Annotated in this window: 11 protein-coding genes, 18 tRNA genes and 3 riboswitches; of the genes, 2 read left to right on the forward strand and 27 right to left on the reverse strand. The window is 39.4% G+C overall.

Annotated features, from left to right (window positions below):
• Window positions 1–227: 227 nt before the first annotated feature.
• Window positions 228–329: riboswitch (purine riboswitch) on the reverse strand.
• Between the two features lie 176 nt (window positions 330–505).
• Entirely contained in the window at window positions 506–2,329 is a 1,824-nt protein-coding gene (locus tag ABE34_RS03140; protein ID WP_197140417.1) for an APC family permease, read from the reverse strand.
• A gap of 180 nt (window positions 2,330–2,509) precedes the next feature.
• Window positions 2,510–2,660: riboswitch (cyclic di-AMP (ydaO/yuaA leader) on the reverse strand.
• 188 nt (window positions 2,661–2,848) lie between these two features.
• Window positions 2,849–2,962 carry a PepSY domain-containing protein gene (locus ABE34_RS25600; RefSeq protein WP_346655518.1) on the reverse strand — a complete coding sequence of 38 codons (114 nt, stop codon included), beginning with the start codon at window positions 2,960–2,962 and terminating at the stop codon, window positions 2,849–2,851.
• Window positions 2,963–3,206: 244 nt separating this feature from the next.
• Here ABE34_RS25600 and ABE34_RS03145 point away from each other — a divergent pair, with 244 nt between their 5' ends.
• Window positions 3,207–4,472: an Nramp family divalent metal transporter gene (locus ABE34_RS03145; protein ID WP_276569476.1), complete on the forward strand. Its 1,266-nt coding sequence runs from the start codon at window positions 3,207–3,209 to the stop codon at window positions 4,470–4,472.
• A gap of 430 nt (window positions 4,473–4,902) precedes the next feature.
• Here ABE34_RS03145 and ABE34_RS03150 read toward each other — a convergent pair whose 3' ends face one another.
• From ABE34_RS03150 to ABE34_RS03175, 6 genes are all read right to left on the reverse strand, one after another.
• Window positions 4,903–5,592, reverse strand: a complete 690-nt coding sequence (locus ABE34_RS03150) for an ABC transporter permease (RefSeq protein WP_197140444.1) — start codon at window positions 5,590–5,592, stop codon at window positions 4,903–4,905.
• Complete coding sequence (locus ABE34_RS03155) at window positions 5,585–6,508, reverse strand: ABC transporter ATP-binding protein (RefSeq protein WP_197140419.1); 924 nt, start codon at window positions 6,506–6,508, stop codon at window positions 5,585–5,587. The genes ABE34_RS03150 and ABE34_RS03155 overlap by 8 nt, the downstream gene beginning before the upstream one ends.
• A gap of 139 nt (window positions 6,509–6,647) precedes the next feature.
• A complete protein-coding gene (locus tag ABE34_RS03160) occupies window positions 6,648–7,583 on the reverse strand; it encodes a sensor histidine kinase (RefSeq protein WP_197140421.1) in 936 nt (311 codons plus the stop codon).
• 5 nt (window positions 7,584–7,588) lie between these two features.
• Window positions 7,589–8,281 (reverse strand): response regulator transcription factor, encoded by a 693-nt coding sequence (locus ABE34_RS03165; protein ID WP_346655519.1) that lies wholly within the window; start codon window positions 8,279–8,281, stop codon window positions 7,589–7,591.
• A gap of 61 nt (window positions 8,282–8,342) precedes the next feature.
• Complete coding sequence (locus tag ABE34_RS03170) at window positions 8,343–9,269, reverse strand: serine hydrolase domain-containing protein (RefSeq protein ID WP_197140425.1); 927 nt, start codon at window positions 9,267–9,269, stop codon at window positions 8,343–8,345.
• Between the two features lie 849 nt (window positions 9,270–10,118).
• A complete protein-coding gene (locus tag ABE34_RS03175) occupies window positions 10,119–11,582 on the reverse strand; it encodes an amino acid permease (RefSeq protein WP_197140427.1) in 1,464 nt (487 codons plus the stop codon).
• A gap of 83 nt (window positions 11,583–11,665) precedes the next feature.
• Window positions 11,666–11,842: riboswitch (Lysine riboswitch) on the reverse strand.
• Between the two features lie 172 nt (window positions 11,843–12,014).
• On the opposite strand from ABE34_RS03175, the gene ABE34_RS03180 reads away from it, so the two are divergent.
• Window positions 12,015–13,223 (forward strand): CynX/NimT family MFS transporter, encoded by a 1,209-nt coding sequence (locus ABE34_RS03180; protein ID WP_197140429.1) that lies wholly within the window; start codon window positions 12,015–12,017, stop codon window positions 13,221–13,223.
• Window positions 13,224–13,300: 77 nt separating this feature from the next.
• Here ABE34_RS03180 and ABE34_RS03185 read toward each other — a convergent pair whose 3' ends face one another.
• From ABE34_RS03185 to ABE34_RS03275, 19 genes are all read right to left on the reverse strand, one after another.
• Entirely contained in the window at window positions 13,301–14,347 is a 1,047-nt protein-coding gene (locus ABE34_RS03185) for a nitric oxide synthase oxygenase (RefSeq protein ID WP_197140431.1), read from the reverse strand.
• 408 nt (window positions 14,348–14,755) lie between these two features.
• Window positions 14,756–14,827: transfer RNA gene (locus ABE34_RS03190), tRNA-Glu, on the reverse strand.
• Window position 14,828: 1 nt separating this feature from the next.
• Window positions 14,829–14,905 (reverse strand) — tRNA-Asn (locus tag ABE34_RS03195).
• Between the two features lie 4 nt (window positions 14,906–14,909).
• A tRNA-Ile gene (locus ABE34_RS03200) sits at window positions 14,910–14,986 on the reverse strand.
• Window positions 14,987–14,993: 7 nt separating this feature from the next.
• Window positions 14,994–15,067: transfer RNA gene (locus ABE34_RS03205), tRNA-Gly, on the reverse strand.
• Window positions 15,068–15,070: 3 nt separating this feature from the next.
• Window positions 15,071–15,146 (reverse strand) — tRNA-Phe (locus ABE34_RS03210).
• A gap of 10 nt (window positions 15,147–15,156) precedes the next feature.
• A tRNA-Ser gene (locus ABE34_RS03215) sits at window positions 15,157–15,249 on the reverse strand.
• Window positions 15,250–15,261: 12 nt separating this feature from the next.
• A tRNA-Ala gene (locus ABE34_RS03220) sits at window positions 15,262–15,337 on the reverse strand.
• A 13-nt stretch (window positions 15,338–15,350) separates the two neighbouring features.
• A tRNA-Pro gene (locus ABE34_RS03225) sits at window positions 15,351–15,427 on the reverse strand.
• 18 nt (window positions 15,428–15,445) lie between these two features.
• Window positions 15,446–15,522, reverse strand: a tRNA-Arg gene (locus tag ABE34_RS03230).
• A 15-nt stretch (window positions 15,523–15,537) separates the two neighbouring features.
• A tRNA-Lys gene (locus ABE34_RS03235) sits at window positions 15,538–15,610 on the reverse strand.
• 14 nt (window positions 15,611–15,624) lie between these two features.
• Window positions 15,625–15,699 (reverse strand) — tRNA-Gln (locus ABE34_RS03240).
• A gap of 10 nt (window positions 15,700–15,709) precedes the next feature.
• Window positions 15,710–15,785: transfer RNA gene (locus tag ABE34_RS03245), tRNA-His, on the reverse strand.
• A 47-nt stretch (window positions 15,786–15,832) separates the two neighbouring features.
• A tRNA-Trp gene (locus tag ABE34_RS03250) sits at window positions 15,833–15,906 on the reverse strand.
• A 5-nt stretch (window positions 15,907–15,911) separates the two neighbouring features.
• Window positions 15,912–15,995: transfer RNA gene (locus ABE34_RS03255), tRNA-Tyr, on the reverse strand.
• Between the two features lie 9 nt (window positions 15,996–16,004).
• Window positions 16,005–16,077: transfer RNA gene (locus ABE34_RS03260), tRNA-Thr, on the reverse strand.
• A gap of 11 nt (window positions 16,078–16,088) precedes the next feature.
• Window positions 16,089–16,164 (reverse strand) — tRNA-Asp (locus ABE34_RS03265).
• A gap of 4 nt (window positions 16,165–16,168) precedes the next feature.
• Window positions 16,169–16,243 (reverse strand) — tRNA-Met (locus ABE34_RS03270).
• Between the two features lie 24 nt (window positions 16,244–16,267).
• Window positions 16,268–16,343 (reverse strand) — tRNA-Val (locus ABE34_RS03275).
• Between the last annotated feature and the right edge of the window lie 10 nt (window positions 16,344–16,353).

Here is a 16,353-nt window from a genome sequence, read left to right on the forward strand (position 1 = left end):
ATCCTTCTTTCTTATAGTAATAAATTTTTATGAGCAAATAACCGAAAGCACCGTGCTAACGCAGCGTCAGTAACACGATGCCGTTGTCACAAAGGCGTTATTATAGAAGAAATACTCATTCCAAATAACAAAAAACGCTGAATACTTTGATTCCAGTCATCTACGAGTGGAGCAAAGCATTCAGCGTAAAAACGTCGAAACGAATAGAAAACATCTTATATAAAGTCTTCTAAAGCATTGCTACCCATAGTCGATTTTTTTACGGAAAATCGGTAGAGACTCGCGAGCCATATTCTCGCTATTATATGAGTGAAATATTATTCAATTATGCCTCTTGGCATTATTTCCAAAAATGGCACTTTATTCGGTATGTGCTTGTATCTTACACTGAATAAAGTCTGTTTTTTCGGAATTTACTATTATTTTACTAACTTTCAATTGCAAACGTTCGTGTTTTACAATCAACGTAATGATTATATCAGACAATTTTCGAGCTTGCTAGTCATTATTTTGATAAATGGAAGGGCACCGTCATAATAACGATATTTTTGTGAAATAACAGCGACGTGCGAATTAATAGACTCGACTGATTGTGTAACATATGATGCCATCCTTTTTTTGGTAAAAACTGTGGTATGATCACTGTTACTTGATGGCCTGTTTTCGCACATTGATGTTCAACTTTATCAATAAATTTCATTAACGGCTGTGTAATACTTCGATATGGTGAATAGTATGTGACAAGCCGTACATTTGGCTGCCAAGCTTTCCACTTCTCTTCAAACGCTTTTGCATCCGCTTGATCGAAGGCTACATAAAAGGCAATAACTTTATCAACATTTAATGACTGCACGTAATGCAATGTATTTTCGACTACTTTCGTAATACCAGCGACAGGTACAATGAAGACATTCCCCTCTACATTCGGTAATACCTCATGATCTAATCTTAGTTGTTCACCAACTGTTTGGTAATGCTGCTTAATCCGGTGAAACGTCCAAATAATAATTGGTAAAAAGATAAACACTGGCCATACTTGAGGCAATTTTGTCACAAAAAACATCATGGCTACAACGAAGGAAATGACCGCTCCAATCGTATTGATTAAAAATTTAGCCACCCAACCTTTTGGCTTTTCACGCCACCATTTTCGCATCATTCCAGCCTGCGCTAAAGTAAACGGAATAAAAACACCAACTGCATAAAGTGGAATCAAATGCTCTGTTGTGCCATCAAATAAAATGATTAAAACAATGGCTGCTAAACCAAGCATTATGATGCCATTTGAATAACCAAGTCGATCCCCACGAATCTGGAATATTCTTGGGATAAAGCCGTCCTTGGATAAATTGACAGCTAATAAAGGAAACGCTGAATAACCCGTATTCGCAGCAAGTACTAATATCATTGCTGTTGTTCCTTGTACTATATAATAAAAAACATGACGACCTACACTTGCCTCAGCAATTTGCGAAACAACCGTTTCTTTCGCATTGGGAGCAACTCCATAAAAATAAGCTAAGCTCACAATACCAATAAATAAAACTGCTAAAATACCACCCATAGCTAATAATGTTTTAGACGCATTTTTCGGCGCTGGGTCTCTAAAATTAGGAATAGCATTTGAGATTGCTTCAACACCAGTCAAAGCTGAACTTCCAGATGCAAATGCCTTTAATAATATAAATAAACTGATACCCGCAACGGGTGTACCGACCTTAGGATGCAACTCTGCTGGAACTTGCCCTGTCATTACGTTAAAAATCCCTACTCCGATTAACACCAGCATCACTACTACAAACAAATAAACGGGATACGCTAAAATGGATGCAGATTCTGTGACACCACGTAGGTTTAAGAGCGTTAAACAGATAACAAAAAACACAGCGATTATCACATTATAAGGATGCAAACTTGGAAAAGCCGAAGTAATGGCATCCGTTCCAGCCGATACACTTACCGCTACTGTTAAAATGTAATCGACAAGCAATGACCCACCAGCGACTAAACCAGCATTAACACCTAAATTTTCCCGAGAAACTACATAAGCTCCACCACCATGTGGATACGCGAAAATAACCTGACGATACGAGAAAATAAGTGCTGTCAGTAACACAACTACCCCAGCAGCAATCGGTAGAGAGTACCAAAAGGCAACAGTACTTACCGCCATAAGTACAATTAAAATTTGCTCAGGTCCATACGCCACCGATGACAACGCATCGGACGATAGTATGGCTAGTGCTTTTGTTTTACTAAGCTTTTGTTCCCCTAACGCTTCAGATCTCAATGGTTTACCGATAATATAACGCTTTAATGAGGACTTCATATTCGACACCTTCTAGTTTCATAGAATGTGTTTCTCATTTCTAAATCGATTACACTTTAGCATAATCGGTTTTGTGCCGTTCACTGGGGCCTTGTTTCATTTTTAGAATGAAGACAAAAAAAGCCTACAAGTCATCACTAAACAAGACTTGTAGACGCTCATTCGTCTGCCAAGCTCCACTTTTCTGCTCTTAACGCTTACGAGGTTAGCTGTCGGATTCGGGCCTGAGTAGCCCTACCCTTCATAAATGAAGAGATTCACCCCAAGGATTACTTATGTAATCCGTAAAAATTGGTTCCCCCGCGTCTAATTGCTTCAGCGATTTAGAAATTTGAAACTTTTATAATGATGTCATATTACGCCTGTAATTAAAAAAAGTAAAGAAGAAAATATTTCATTGTCAGGTGGTAAAAACATAGACATATCGATAGTTTAATTACCTACATTGTGCCGCTCATACTCATAAAATAAAAAGCTATCTTAAAAGTATTCCTCTACTTTTAAGATAGCTTTAGCATATTAGTCTTCCTTATCTTGTTCGAAGCTTACAGTTTCTCCTGTAGATGCATCAACATCAACTTCGTATTCATACTGACCATTTTTAATTTCGATTTCATAAATTAAGCTCGACAATAAACGATCTCAGCACAGCAATCTTCCAAGTTTAAAAATCCACATCCTAAAACCAAGTCGAGTGACACATTTTTTCTAATACTACATATTTAATTTGTGCATACTTTAACTACATTACTGAGTAAAAAATAATAATGGGCAAAAATCTTCACATTTTTTTCCTAAAGCTATAGAATAGTAATATATCGTTTTCCTCTAGGAAACTTTATTTCATTAATGATACTTTTTGAAATGAGGGAACAACATGGTTTACAAACGAATGACAAAATCGTCTGCTGAGGCAGTTTTAGATGGAGATATAACAGGTTGGCGACGAATCTTACCGTTTCTTGGTCCAGCCTTCATCGCAGCAGTTGCCTATATTGATCCAGGCAACTTCGCAACAAATATTACAGCAGGTTCACAATATGGCTATTTATTGCTTTGGGTAATCGCTTTTTCTAATTTAATGGCTGTGTTAATCCAATCCATGTCAGCAAAGCTTGGTATTGCTACAGGTAAAAATTTACCCGAAGTATCACGTGAACATTTTTCTAAAAAAACGTCTATCTTTTTATGGATTCAGGCTGAATTGGTCATTATTGCAACAGACCTTGCAGAATTTATTGGTGCTGCATTAGGGCTATACTTGTTATTCAATATTCCAATGCTGCCTGCAGCGCTTATTACGGCAGTTGGCTCATTTGCTATTTTAGAATTGCAACGCAGAGGCTTTAGAGCGTTTGAAGCAGGCATTTCTGGCATGGTGCTTATCGTTGTATTAGCATTTGCATTCCAAACATTTTTAGCACAGCCAAATTGGGGCGAAGCAACAGTGGGCATGTTCACACCGCACTTTGAGGGAGTAGATTCTATTTTACTCGCAACGGGTATTTTAGGGGCAACTGTCATGCCACATGCTATTTACTTGCATTCTTCGTTAACCCAAAATCGCATCGTTGGCCGAAATGATAAAGAGAAGAAACGGATTTTCCGCTTTGAGTTTATTGATATAATCATCGCGATGATTATTGCCGGTGCCATCAATATGAGTATGCTTATTATTGCTGCGGCAGTATTCCATACACAAGGCGTAGTAGTTGAAGATTTAGATATCGCTTATAATGGATTAAAAGAGGCGCTTGGTCCGATGGCGGCAGTGTCCTTTGGTCTTGGCCTTCTCATTGCAGGTCTTGCTAGTTCTTCAGTTGGTACACTCGCAGGTGACGTTGTGATGCAGGGCTTTATTAGAAAAAAAATACCGCTCTATTTACGCCGCGCTGTTACAATGTTACCGCCTCTGGTCATCATTGCATCCGGTGTGAATGCGACTTATGCACTTGTCCTAAGTCAGGTTATTCTATCCTTTGGTATCGCATTTGCTCTTGTACCGCTTGTACTATTTACAAGTAAGCGTGACATTATGGGAAGCCTAGTCAACCATCGTATTACTACTATATTAGGATGGATCGTCGTGGTGATTGTAGTTACTTTAAATGTTTATTTATTATGGCAAACAATTTTTGGTTAAAAAAATGCCAGACACAAAGACCTTAATTTGGTTTTGTGTCTGGCATTTCTACATGTAAGAGGCTTACTCCATAACGCGTGGTTGATTTCCGTTCCGATTGGGCGCTTTGTAGCTGCCGCTTTGCTTTCGCACAGATAAAACATTTGCGGCTGATGCCTCGCTTTCGCGCAGAGCTTTCTGGGGCGTCGGGGCAACAGGATGTTTTTTGCGCGAAAGCAAAGCGGCAGCAGCAGGATGTTTTTTGTGCGAAAGCGCAGCGACAGCAGCAGGATATTGGTCACGAAGGCGTTATCACAGGACGTGATGCTTTTGGTCTTCGTTCCTCTATCGCGGATCCCCAAGGAGTCGCCCAGTCATAACGAAGATCAACTATATATACGCATACGTTTTAACAATTGTCACCCCTACTACAATGCGCTATTTCTTATCCCTATATATCTATCTTCTCAATGTTCCGAAATGATAAGTAGGCTACGCTTATACCGATAATCGCTAAAGTAATAGGTATAAAAATAATATCATATAAGGTGAAGTTACCCGAATTTGATGATACGACTGATACAATCATGATAGATGATACAATCGTCGCCGGAATAGAGTATTTTCTCATACCGAAATACAATGGTATTAAAGCGATGCATGATGCTGAAACTGCATTCATGATCACAGCGGGAATTCGTTGTATGATGATTGATACCGATAACGTATCTGGGAGCAATTGAAAACTCTCACTAACAGCACAAAAAACTGCTGTGACAAATATAGTCGATAAAACGATTGCACTAAAGGTAAAAAGAACAACTATGGCTAGCTTTGAAGCAATTAGTTTTTTTCTATTGATCGGGTACATAAAGGCTACAGTGATTGTTTTATATTTAAATTCTCCAATAATAAACTTGGCGATTAACACACTAGCAAAAATAATAAATACTGCTCTTACAAATGAATCTATCATGCCTAATGCCGTCTGATAAGTTCTAAAATCTACATCTCCTTCTACTTTAGTTATAAATATAAGCATAAATATAACAGCTAGTATGACAAAATTTGCGAAGACAGCTCGTTTTATATATGAACCAATATGATATTTTTTCATTTCTAAACGCATTAAATTAAGCACTAGTGACACCTCCATTGATTAACTTCAAGAAATAATCCTCTAATGAGCTTGTTTTTTTGCTAATGCCCTCAATTTCAATATCATGCTCAATCAATGTTTTAGATAGCACCTTTTGCGAAGCCGTCAATTCATAAATTCGAATACAATTGTCATCCACTAGTTTGAAATTAGTAATATTTAATTTACTTTCTAGAATAAAGGCAGCCTTTTTCCCATCATTAACAATCAATTCTATATAATTTGACTGACTATGATTGACAGCGTCCATAGATACTTCCTTCATTAATCTCCCATCCTTAATAACTCCAACTGTATCTGCCAACTGTTCAATTTCACCCAAAATGTGGCTAGAAATCATAATAGTAATGCCATACTCTTTACAAAGCATCTTGAATAACTCTCGAAGCTCTTTAATGCCGACTGGATCTAACCCATTAATCGGTTCATCTAAAATAAGTAGTTCCGGCTTCGTAATAATTGCACGTGCAATACCCAAGCGTTGTTTCATTCCAAGGGAAAAGTCTTTTACACGCTTATTTTCCGTGTTTGTTAGTTTTACTAAATCTAAAACATGCGCAATTTCTTTCTTGTCATAATAGCCCATATATTCGCAATGTAATTCTAAAGTTTCCTTTGCCGTTAAATTTTCATAAAAAATTGGGTATTCAATAATCGTCCCCATCCTTTTCAGCACTTCGTATGAGCGGTCATTTAATTTCTCACCAAAGATTTCAATATCTCCACTCGTTGGCTTCGTAAGGTTTGTCAGCATTTTCATGACTGTCGTTTTTCCGGCACCATTAGGACCTAAAAAACCGTAGATCTCTCCTTTTTTCACATGCATAGTAACAGCAGAAACGACTTCTTTCCCCTCAAACACTTTCGTAAGTTGATTTGTCTTCACAATATATGTCATGTAAATCTCTCCCTTACATTTAGCTATCCTTATTATAAAAAAAGAAACTCTCTAATTTATTAATGGACTCTTACAAATTTCTTAAGCGCAGAAGAAAAGCCTGTAAAGCATTTTAAATGCTCTACAAGCACGGCTGTGTTCAATACATCATTCGTTTTAGCGAAATCGTAAAAATGGTCTTCTCATATGGAATACTGGAAAGCTGGATGGAGCCATCCATTAATTCTACAAGACGTTTTGTAATCGTTAAGCCAAGTCCACTCCCTTGGAAGGATTTATTTCTAGAGTCCTCTAGCGTATACATTCTTTCAAAAACATTATCGATATGATATTCGTCAATCCCTTTACCATGATCCCATATATCAATACAAATATTCGTATTAACAGTTCTTACTGTGAGTCCAATGATGTTTCCTGCCGCCCCATAGGCAATCGCATTTGACAATAAATTATTCAAAACTCTATCTAATGCTTCCTCATTACCAAGTGCATATACAGATATCTCCGGTATTGTTATATCAATCTCTAATCCCAATGACATGACCATATCGTAAAATGATAAAATGTTTTTCCGGCAAATTTCACTTACGTTAATTTTCGTCATTGGGTAATCTGTATCTCCAGCCTCCAATTTTGCCAAATCAAAAAATGTATGGATTATTTTTAATACGTCCAATGTTTTCGAATGAACGCCAGTGAGCAAGCGCTGCCGCTCCTCGTCACTAAGTGATGGCTGTAGCTGCAGCATTTCCGTATAACCTAGCACAACAGTTAAAGGTGTTTTAAGATCATGCGAAATATTGGCCAACATTTTTTTCATGGAATCTTCCACTTTTAGATGTGTTGCTTGCACTTTTTGGTTGTGGTCTAACAATGCATTCATCGCGATTAGTAGCTGCTGTAATTCTTGATTAGCTGTCGATACTAAAATCTTTTCGTTCGATTGTTCATCAATGATTGTTTGCAGCTTTTGATGCATGTATTGAATCTCAGCATCTTGTTGTTTCTTTGCCTTCATCTGAAAAATAATAATTCCTACGAGTAAAACAATAATTAGCAATAGACATATAATCATGATGTTTACCCTTCAAATTTGTAGCCGATCCCCCAAAGCGTTTTAATATACTTAGGGTTGGACGGATCGTCTTCAATTTTTTCTCGTAATCTTCTTATATGTACATTAATAATATTTTCATCACCATAGTAAGCATCATTCCAAATCAATTGATAAATTTGCTGCTTCGTAAAAACTCGATTACGATTTGTCACGAATAACGTTAAAATAGCAAATTCCTTTGACGTGAGCTTTACATTTTGTCCATTCTTCTCAACCGAAAAATTTACAAGGTCTATCGATAAGTTATCTATCTCTACTATATCTGCCTTATCCTCTACTTGACTGGAGTATTTTGTAGCTCTTCTAATTGCGGCTTTGACACGTGCCGAAAATTCCAGCATCGAAAACGGCTTGGCAATATAATCATCTGCCCCTAATCCTAACCCTAATGCTTTATCAACATCACTATCCTTCGCTGACATGATAATAATTGGAAGTGATGCTTGCTCTCGTATAATCTTTAAAACTTCTAGTCCATTAAGCTTCGGTATCATAATATCCAAGATTACTAAATCAAAGGGATTGTTTAAACAATTTTGTAATGCTTCTTCTCCATTTACCGCAGAGGTGACAAGGAACCCCTCCATCGTTAAATAACTTTCTACCATTTCACGAATGGCTTCATCATCTTCTACTAGTAAAATGTTCTTTTGCACTTCCATGCACCTCTATTCTAAAATGTAAAAATTTCATTTTATTGGCTCATCATCATAACGATTATCTCAAGATGTGATCCTTTATTAATTGAAGCGGTAATAAACTTGTTTCATACAAATCACCCGTGATAGTAATAACTAGTTCTTCCTTTGGCCAAATAAAAATATACTGCCCGCCAAAGCCTAATGCAAAGAAATATTGATTATCTTCCGAAAAAGCTTTAGTTTCATTCTGTTTATTTACCCACCAATGCATCCCGTAATAACCGATTTTTTCATAAGTCATTAAATTCGGCTTTATCGAATGGTTAATCCAATCCTCTGAAACGATCCTTTTCTCGTTATATACGCCTTTCTTTAAAACTAAGAGCCCCACTTTCACCATATCTTCTGCCTTTAATAAAAGACCATCTGCCCCTTTACTAATTTTCTTCTTATCCTCGTACCACTGATATTCTTGAATACCTAATGGTTGAAATAAATAACGATTGGCAAATTCTTTTGTTTTCATATTCGTAACTTGCTGCAATATAGCAGATAGTATATGGGAGCAACCCGAGTTATAATTCATATGAGTACCCACTGGATGTACCATCGAACGATTTATTATAAATTTTACTATATCAGAATGAAATACCATAGGAGCAAAACAATTCCATTCCCCGAATTCCGGAAAATCTAACCCTTCCGTCATTGTTAAAAGATGATATATTGTCATATCCATTTTACGTTTGTCATCTTGCTGTTCGAATAGTTCAGGAAAAAAAGAATGGACAGGTATATGAACAGATTCCAAATATTTCTGATCTATTGCAATTCCAAATAGAATTGAAAGAATACTCTTTGTACAAGAATTAATTTTATGAAGTTTCTGTTGTTGTTTCCTGTTTTTATAGTATCGAAATATCGTTTTACCGTGACTATTAATCAAAAAAGTATTGATCTTTTCTTTTTTTAATTTGTTTTGTAAAAATGCATAGTCTATCATCTTTCCCCCTCCTCTGATTCTTCGCCTTCACCTATTAAGCTTTTACGTGTGGTTGATTTCCGTTCCGGCTGGGCGCTTTGTTGCTGACGCTTCGCTTTCGCACAGTTAAAACATTTGTTGCTGACGCTTCGCTTTCGCACAGTTAAAACATTTGTTGCTGACGCTTCGCTTTCGCACAGTTAAAACATTTGTTGCTGACGCTTCGCTTTCGCACAGTTAAAACATTTGTTGCTGACGCTTCGCTTTCGCACAGTTAAAACATTTGCCGCTGACGCTTCGCTTTCGCGCAGAGCAGAGCTTCCTGGGCGCGTCCGATGAGCCGCTTGGGGCAACAGGATGTTGGTCACGAAGGCGTTATCACAGGACGTGATGCTTTTAGCCTTCGTTCCCCTGTCCGCTCGCTCCAGGGTCTCGGGCCAACAGATGTCTCTTGCACGAAAGCGTGAGTGCAACGTAGCGTCAGCATAGGGTTTTGGTTTTGTTTGTGCGAAAGCGCAGCGACAGCAAAAGGGTTTTGTTTGTGCGAAAGCGCAGCGACAGCAAAAGGGTTTTATCTGCGCGAAAGCGAAGCGGCAGCGGCAACAGAAGGATGTTGGTCACGAAAGCGTTATCACAGGATGTAATGTTTTTAGCCTCCGTTCCTCTATTGCTGATCCCCGAGGAATCGCCCAGCCTCCACTACAATCAACTAATATACAGAGCATATATTTTAAAAAATGTTATCCGCGACTTTTAATTACAAACCTAAATTTACCATATTTTCCGTTTTCATTTCATAGATATTTTGCGAAGAAATAAAAAAGCTGCTCCATAAACCATCATTCAATGGATTATAGAACAGCTTTAATATTAGTCTTCCAGCTTTAAATCACATTGCTCAAGTGGAAGCATCTTTGTTTTATGCTTAATTTTATAGCCAAGCCATAAAAGTAAGAAAAGTGGAATACCGATATACGAGACAAGAACTCCGTACCAATCTACTGAACCACCCATAAAGGCATTGTAGTTTTGTCCAATAACAACAATCATACAAACCGTAAAGGCAAATAGCGGACCGAATGGGAATAATTTCGCTTTATACGGCAACAATTTCGGATCTAAGCCCTGTACGTCGAACGCTCGACGGAAACGGTAATGGCTAAATGCAATTCCTAGCCAAGCAATGAAGCCTGACATCCCAGAGGCATTTAGAAGCCACATGTAGACCACACCATCACCAAAGAATGAAGCTAAAAACGCTAGAGAGCCTACAGCTAAAGTCGCTAGTAATGCGTAAATTGGAATACCTCGACGGCTTAGTTTAGCGAAAAATTTCGGTGCATGTCCATCTACTGCTAATTGCCAAAGCATACGAGAAGATGCGTACAGCCCTGAATTCCCTGCTGACAGCATTGCCGTTAGAATGATAGCATTCATCAATGATGCAGCAAAGGCAATTCCTAAACGGTCGAACACCAGTGTAAATGGTGAAACAGCGATATCTTCAGATAGCAAACGTGCGTCTGTAAACGGAATCAACAGACCAATAGCACCGATCGCTAAAATATAGAATAAAAGAATTCGCCAGAAAACGGACTTCACAGCTTTCGGAATATTTTTACCTGGATCATCTGTTTCACCTGCTGTTATTCCAAGTAATTCTGTTCCTTGGAACGAGAATCCCGCAGCTAAGAAAATACCAAATGTAGCAAGGAAACCACCGTGGAATGGTCCATCACTAATAAAGAAATTCGTAAAGCCTACCGGAGCATTTCCTCCTAAAATACCAAATATCATTAAGAAACTGATGATAATAAAAATGATTACAGTTACAACCTTTATCATGGCAAACCAATATTCACTTTCACCATAGCTTTTTACCGATAATAGATTGAACGTTAAAACGACAGCAATAAATAAAACAGTCCAAAGTGCTGATGAGCTATCTGGGAACCAATATTTCATAATCAATGATACAGCAGAAATTTCTGCCGCAATAGTAATTGCCCAGTTGTACCAATAGTTCCAGCCAAGCGCAAAGCCTAGAGCTGGATCCACAAATTTTGTAGCATACGTACTAAATGAGCCCGATGATGGCATATAGGCTGCCATTTCGCCTAAGCTCGTCATTAAAAAATAAACCATGATACCGATTAATGCATAAGCAAGAAGCGCACCGCCAGGGCCTGCCTGTGCAATGGCACCACCACTAGCTAAAAACAACCCTGTACCGATTGTACCGCCTAATGAAATCATTGTAATGTGACGGCTTTTTAATTCTTTTTTCAACTTTGGCGCTTTATGGCCGAGCTGATTGACTTTTATTTCACTCACAATTTAGCTTCCTTCCTTTTAAGAGGCGAAAAAAATGCCATCACATGAACGGCAGTGATGGCTAATTAAATCCTCTGTTCTTTCAAAATGATAGCTCAACACGTTGTTCAAACGTGACAGTTCTGTTCCTTTCGGAGACAGCCCCAGCATGAGGTTTTCAAGTCCCCTCACACTTCGGCAGTATTTCCTTTCAACTAATATCTTAAATGCTTGTCATTTCCATTAGCATACTCTTAAATACCGCGACCTCTACCTCAATATAAACATGAGGCATATTATTAAATTTATGATGAATATTATTCTAACATATGACATATGGCATTTCAATAACTCAAGTAACATTCTATATTTTATGAATTTTCAACTATTTTTATTGTTGTGATAAAGTGGTATAGTGGTTCAATCATAATTGTTCTAACAGGGGGGATTTATTTGACTACTCATGAACATACCGATACTTATCCTACCAGGAAAATTAACTGGAAAGGAACAACCTTATTACTAGTGATCGGCGTAATTTGTATTGCCTCGACTTTACGGATGCCGCTAACAGTTGTTGGACCTATTATTTCCTTTATTCGAGAAGACCTCGGCATATCCTATGCATTAGCGGGCTTTCTAACAACAATCCCATTGCTAGCATTTGCAATTATCTCACCTTTCGTACCAATTGTCGCACGTAAAATCGGGCTGGAACTAACATTATTTTTATCGACTATTCTTTTGGCATTAGGGATTGTACTACGCTCCCTCGGCACAACAAGTTTGCTCGTATTTGGCACTGCGCTAATTGGTATAGCCATTTCATTCGGTAACGTACTTATTCCAGGATTACTTAAATTGAAGTTTCCTTATCACGTAGGTTTACTTATGGCATTTTTCACAATGTCGATGAATTTGACAGCTGGGCTCGGCGCTGGCATTAGCTATCCTGTTGCCCATTCATCAATTGGCTGGCAAGGTGCACTGGCAGTCGCACTTGTTCTCGTGGTGTTAACCATTTTAATTTGGATTCCACAGTTGAAATTTAATAAGCCGGAGCCTAATGTTAAAACTACGAAAGAACGTACACCTTTATGGAAATCACCTGTTACTTGGGCAGTAGCGGGAGCTATGGGATTTCAGTCGTTATTATTCTATACAACCGCTGCTTGGATTCCTGAAATATATATAGCACAAGGATTAGCTGCTGATCGTGCAGGATGGATGTTTTCCATCATGCAATTTTCACAAGTCCCAATGGCCTTAGCTGTGCCTATTATCGCTAGTAAAATGACATCTCAGCGACCTCTCGTATTCATGTTTACCGCATTTTACTTAATTGGTTTTATCGGACTAGTAATGGAATGGACAAACCTCGCTATACTTTGGATGGTACTACTAGGCTTAGCTGGAGGAGCTTCATTCTCATTAGCGATGATGTTCTTTACATTACGCACCCGTACCGCATTTGAGGCAGCTGATTTATCAGGTTTTGCACAATCATTAGGGTATTTATTAGCCGCAATCGGTCCAATCTTATTTGGCTATTTACATGATATATTCGGGGGCTGGGATATCACTGGCTGGTTATTTATTGTCGTAGCATTCATACTCTTCTTATGTTCATTTAAGGCTTCTAAAAATGAATATGTAAATTAAAAAAGGTAGCTCATGGTCTTATTTCAGCGGGTGTTTGGCACCCGCTGAAATAAGTTAACGTGAGCTGCCTTTCTCTATTAATAAGGTGGTTTCTGATAAAAATAGTTCGGTGTATTGTAAACATTAACATAAGGTTTGTGATAAATATGAGTTGTAGCCGGCGAAAGCGGTGGAATCAACCATGTCCAATTGCCTGTAACCTCACGATTTGCCGCTACTTCTGCTTCCTCAAACAATTTAAATTGTTGTGCAGCTGTATGATGATCTACAATGCTCACACCATCTTCTTTAAAAGAATGTAGAACGGCCATATTCAGCTCAACTAATGCTCGGTCACGCCATAGAGAAGCCTGTTTAGTTGTATCAAGATTGAAAATTTCTGCTATAGCAGGTAACATATTATAACGCTCATGATCTGCTAAATTACGTGCCCCGATTTCAGTACCCATATACCAACCATTGAATGGAGCTGCCTCAAAGTCGATGCCTGCCATTTGGAAGCGCATGCTCGAAATAATCGGCACTGCATACCATTTTAATCCTAGCTTTTCTACTTGAGAAGCTTCTGGGTGGCGAATCGGTACCTCTAGTACATATTCGTCAGGGATTATAAATACTTGTGGCTCTCTATCATCCACCTGTACGACAAGCGGAAGCACATCAAATGCTGTTCTCTCACCTTGCCAGCCAAGTGATTCACATACTTTTGTAAACGCAACGGAATGCGGATCACCAACAATTCCAGATTCCGTTTTATAGCCAGCATAGCGGATTAGCTGATGATTCCATATACGAACTCGTCCTGGTGCAAAAATCGTTATTGTCGGACGAATTTTCCCATCATTTGTTGCGTATTGAATATGTTTAAGCAAAGCGTTGAAAATATCCTCTTCATGTGAAAGATCACGGGCATCAACAACATGCAGCGATTGCCAAAACAATCGACCAATACACTTATTACTATTACGCCACGCCACTCGTGCGCCAAAGATTAGCTCTTCCTTTGTCGGTGTATATTCTCCAGTTGTGTTAATATATTGTAATTTATTTTCTAGCCATGTTTTTGACTCGTTTTGCTCTACTTGATAAAGTTCTAAAAATCGCTGTACTTCATGTAAATTCATATCGAACTCCTCCATCTACCCTCATATTAGAGGAATGGAACTATTATCACCACGAAAAAATCAGCAAAAAAACATACATATTTTATATATGAAATACTTTGTTCAATATTTCTTATCATTCTTTGGGATTAGGGAAAAGATAGACACCTTCCCTTCAAGTAGCTACTATGAAAATTTCGGGGGATTATAGAGGACAATACCTTTTTGTATGTAGAAATTAGTTATACAAGAGATATCTTCAGTTGCATAACCGATTTTATTTATCATGATTAAAGCCTTCGCAATACTTAGGGATAGAAGTTATTACACGACCATTAGAAATAATACTTCCTTAACGCAAAGAGTGAGCTTTTTTAGCTTTTAGTTGACATAAAAAAAGCATGTTACACGAATGTGCAACATGCTTGATGACCCCTACGGGATTCGAACCCGTGTTACCGCCGTGAAAGGGCGGTGTCTTAACCACTTGACCAAGGGGCCGTGGCTCCGAAGGCAGGACTCGAACCTGCGACAACCTGATTAACAGTCAGGTGCTACTACCAACTGAGCTACTTCGGAATAATGGTGGGCCTAAATGGACTCGAACCATCGACCTCACGCTTATCAGGCGTGCGCTCTAACCAGCTGAGCTATAGGCCCATTATTTTGGAGCGGGTGATGAGAATCGAACTCACGACATCAGCTTGGAAGGCTGAGGTTTTACCATTAAACTACACCCGCAGATGGTGGGTCAGGACGGAATCGAACCGCCGACACTTAGAGCTTCAATCTAATGCTCTACCAACTGAGCTACTGACCCGAAAAAATTATGGAGGAGGTAGAGGGATTCGAACCCCCGCGCGGTGTTACCCGCCTGTCGGTTTTCAAGACCGATCCCTTCAGCCAGACTTGGGTATACCTCCGTAATATATAAATGGTGGAGCCTAGCGGGATCGAACCGCTGACCTCCTGCGTGCAAGGCAGGCGCTCTCCCAGCTGAGCTAAGGCCCCATGTTAGGAAAGATGGTCGGAATGACAGGATTCGAACCTACGACCCCTTGGTCCCAAACCAAGTGCTCTACCAAGCTGAGCTACATTCCGATACTATTAGGCTTTATTTGGCGCGCCCGACAGGAGTCGAACCCATAACCTTCTGATCCGTAGTCAGACGCTCTATCCAATTGAGCTACGGGCGCATTTATAAAAACTGATGAGCCATGAAGGACTCGAACCTTCGACCCTCTGATTAAAAGTCAGATGCTCTACCAACTGAGCTAATGGCTCCTATTAAAAATGAATGGCTGGGGTACTAGGATTCGAACCTAGGCATGACGGAATCAAAATCCGTTGCCTTACCGCTTGGCTATACCCCAATTATTAAAATGGGGCGACTGATGGGAATCGAACCCACGAATGCCGGAACCACAATCCGGTGCGTTAACCACTTCGCCACAATCGCCACTATATATAATCACAGCAGTGTTTGATAACGAGTACCTAGAAACCTGGCAGGGGCAGTAGGAATCGAACCCACACCAAAGGTTTTGGAGACCTCTATTCTACCGTTGAACTATGCCCCTAAAAATGGTGGAGGGGGACGGATTCGAACCGCCGAACCCTAAGGAGCGGATTTACAGTCCGCCGCGTTTAGCCTCTTCGCTACCCCTCCAAGGGATGATGCCGGCGATAGGAGTCGAACCCACGACCTACTGATTACAAGTCAGTTGCTCTACCAACTGAGCTACACCGGCAAAAAAAAAAATGGCGGTCCCGACCGGGATCGAACCGGCGATCTCCTGCGTGACAGGCAGGCATGTTAACCGCTACACCACGGGACCATTTTGGTTGCGGGGGCCGGATTTGAACCAACGACCTTCGGGTTATGAGCCCGACGAGCTACCACTGCTCCACCCCGCGATAATAGAGTGCTTGATTAAAAAATGGTGGAGGATGACGGGCTCGAACCGCCGACCCCCTGCTTGTAAGGCAGGTGCTCTCCCAGCTGAGCTAATCCTCCTGGGTATAAT

Origin of the sequence: Lysinibacillus sphaericus (assembly GCF_015844675.1) — a bacterium.
Classification (GTDB): Bacteria; Bacillota; Bacilli; order Bacillales_A; family Planococcaceae; genus Lysinibacillus; species Lysinibacillus sphaericus_E.

What these genes read in the sequence shown, in the direction of transcription:
- ABE34_RS03185 (WP_197140431.1), bottom strand. Translation starts at nt 14,347, where the DNA reads ATGAATTTACATGAAGTACAGCGATTTTTAGAACTTTATCAAGTAGAG.
- ABE34_RS03155 (WP_197140419.1), bottom strand. Translation starts at nt 6,508, where the DNA reads ATGACATATATTGTGAAGACAAATCAACTTACGAAAGTGTTTGAGGGG.
- ABE34_RS03140 (WP_197140417.1), bottom strand. Translation starts at nt 2,329, where the DNA reads ATGAAGTCCTCATTAAAGCGTTATATTATCGGTAAACCATTGAGATCT.
- ABE34_RS03160 (WP_197140421.1), bottom strand. Translation starts at nt 7,583, where the DNA reads ATGATTATATGTCTATTGCTAATTATTGTTTTACTCGTAGGAATTATT.
- ABE34_RS03170 (WP_197140425.1), bottom strand. Translation starts at nt 9,269, where the DNA reads ATGATAGACTATGCATTTTTACAAAACAAATTAAAAAAAGAAAAGATC.
- ABE34_RS03145 (WP_276569476.1), top strand. Translation starts at nt 3,207, where the DNA reads ATGGTTTACAAACGAATGACAAAATCGTCTGCTGAGGCAGTTTTAGAT.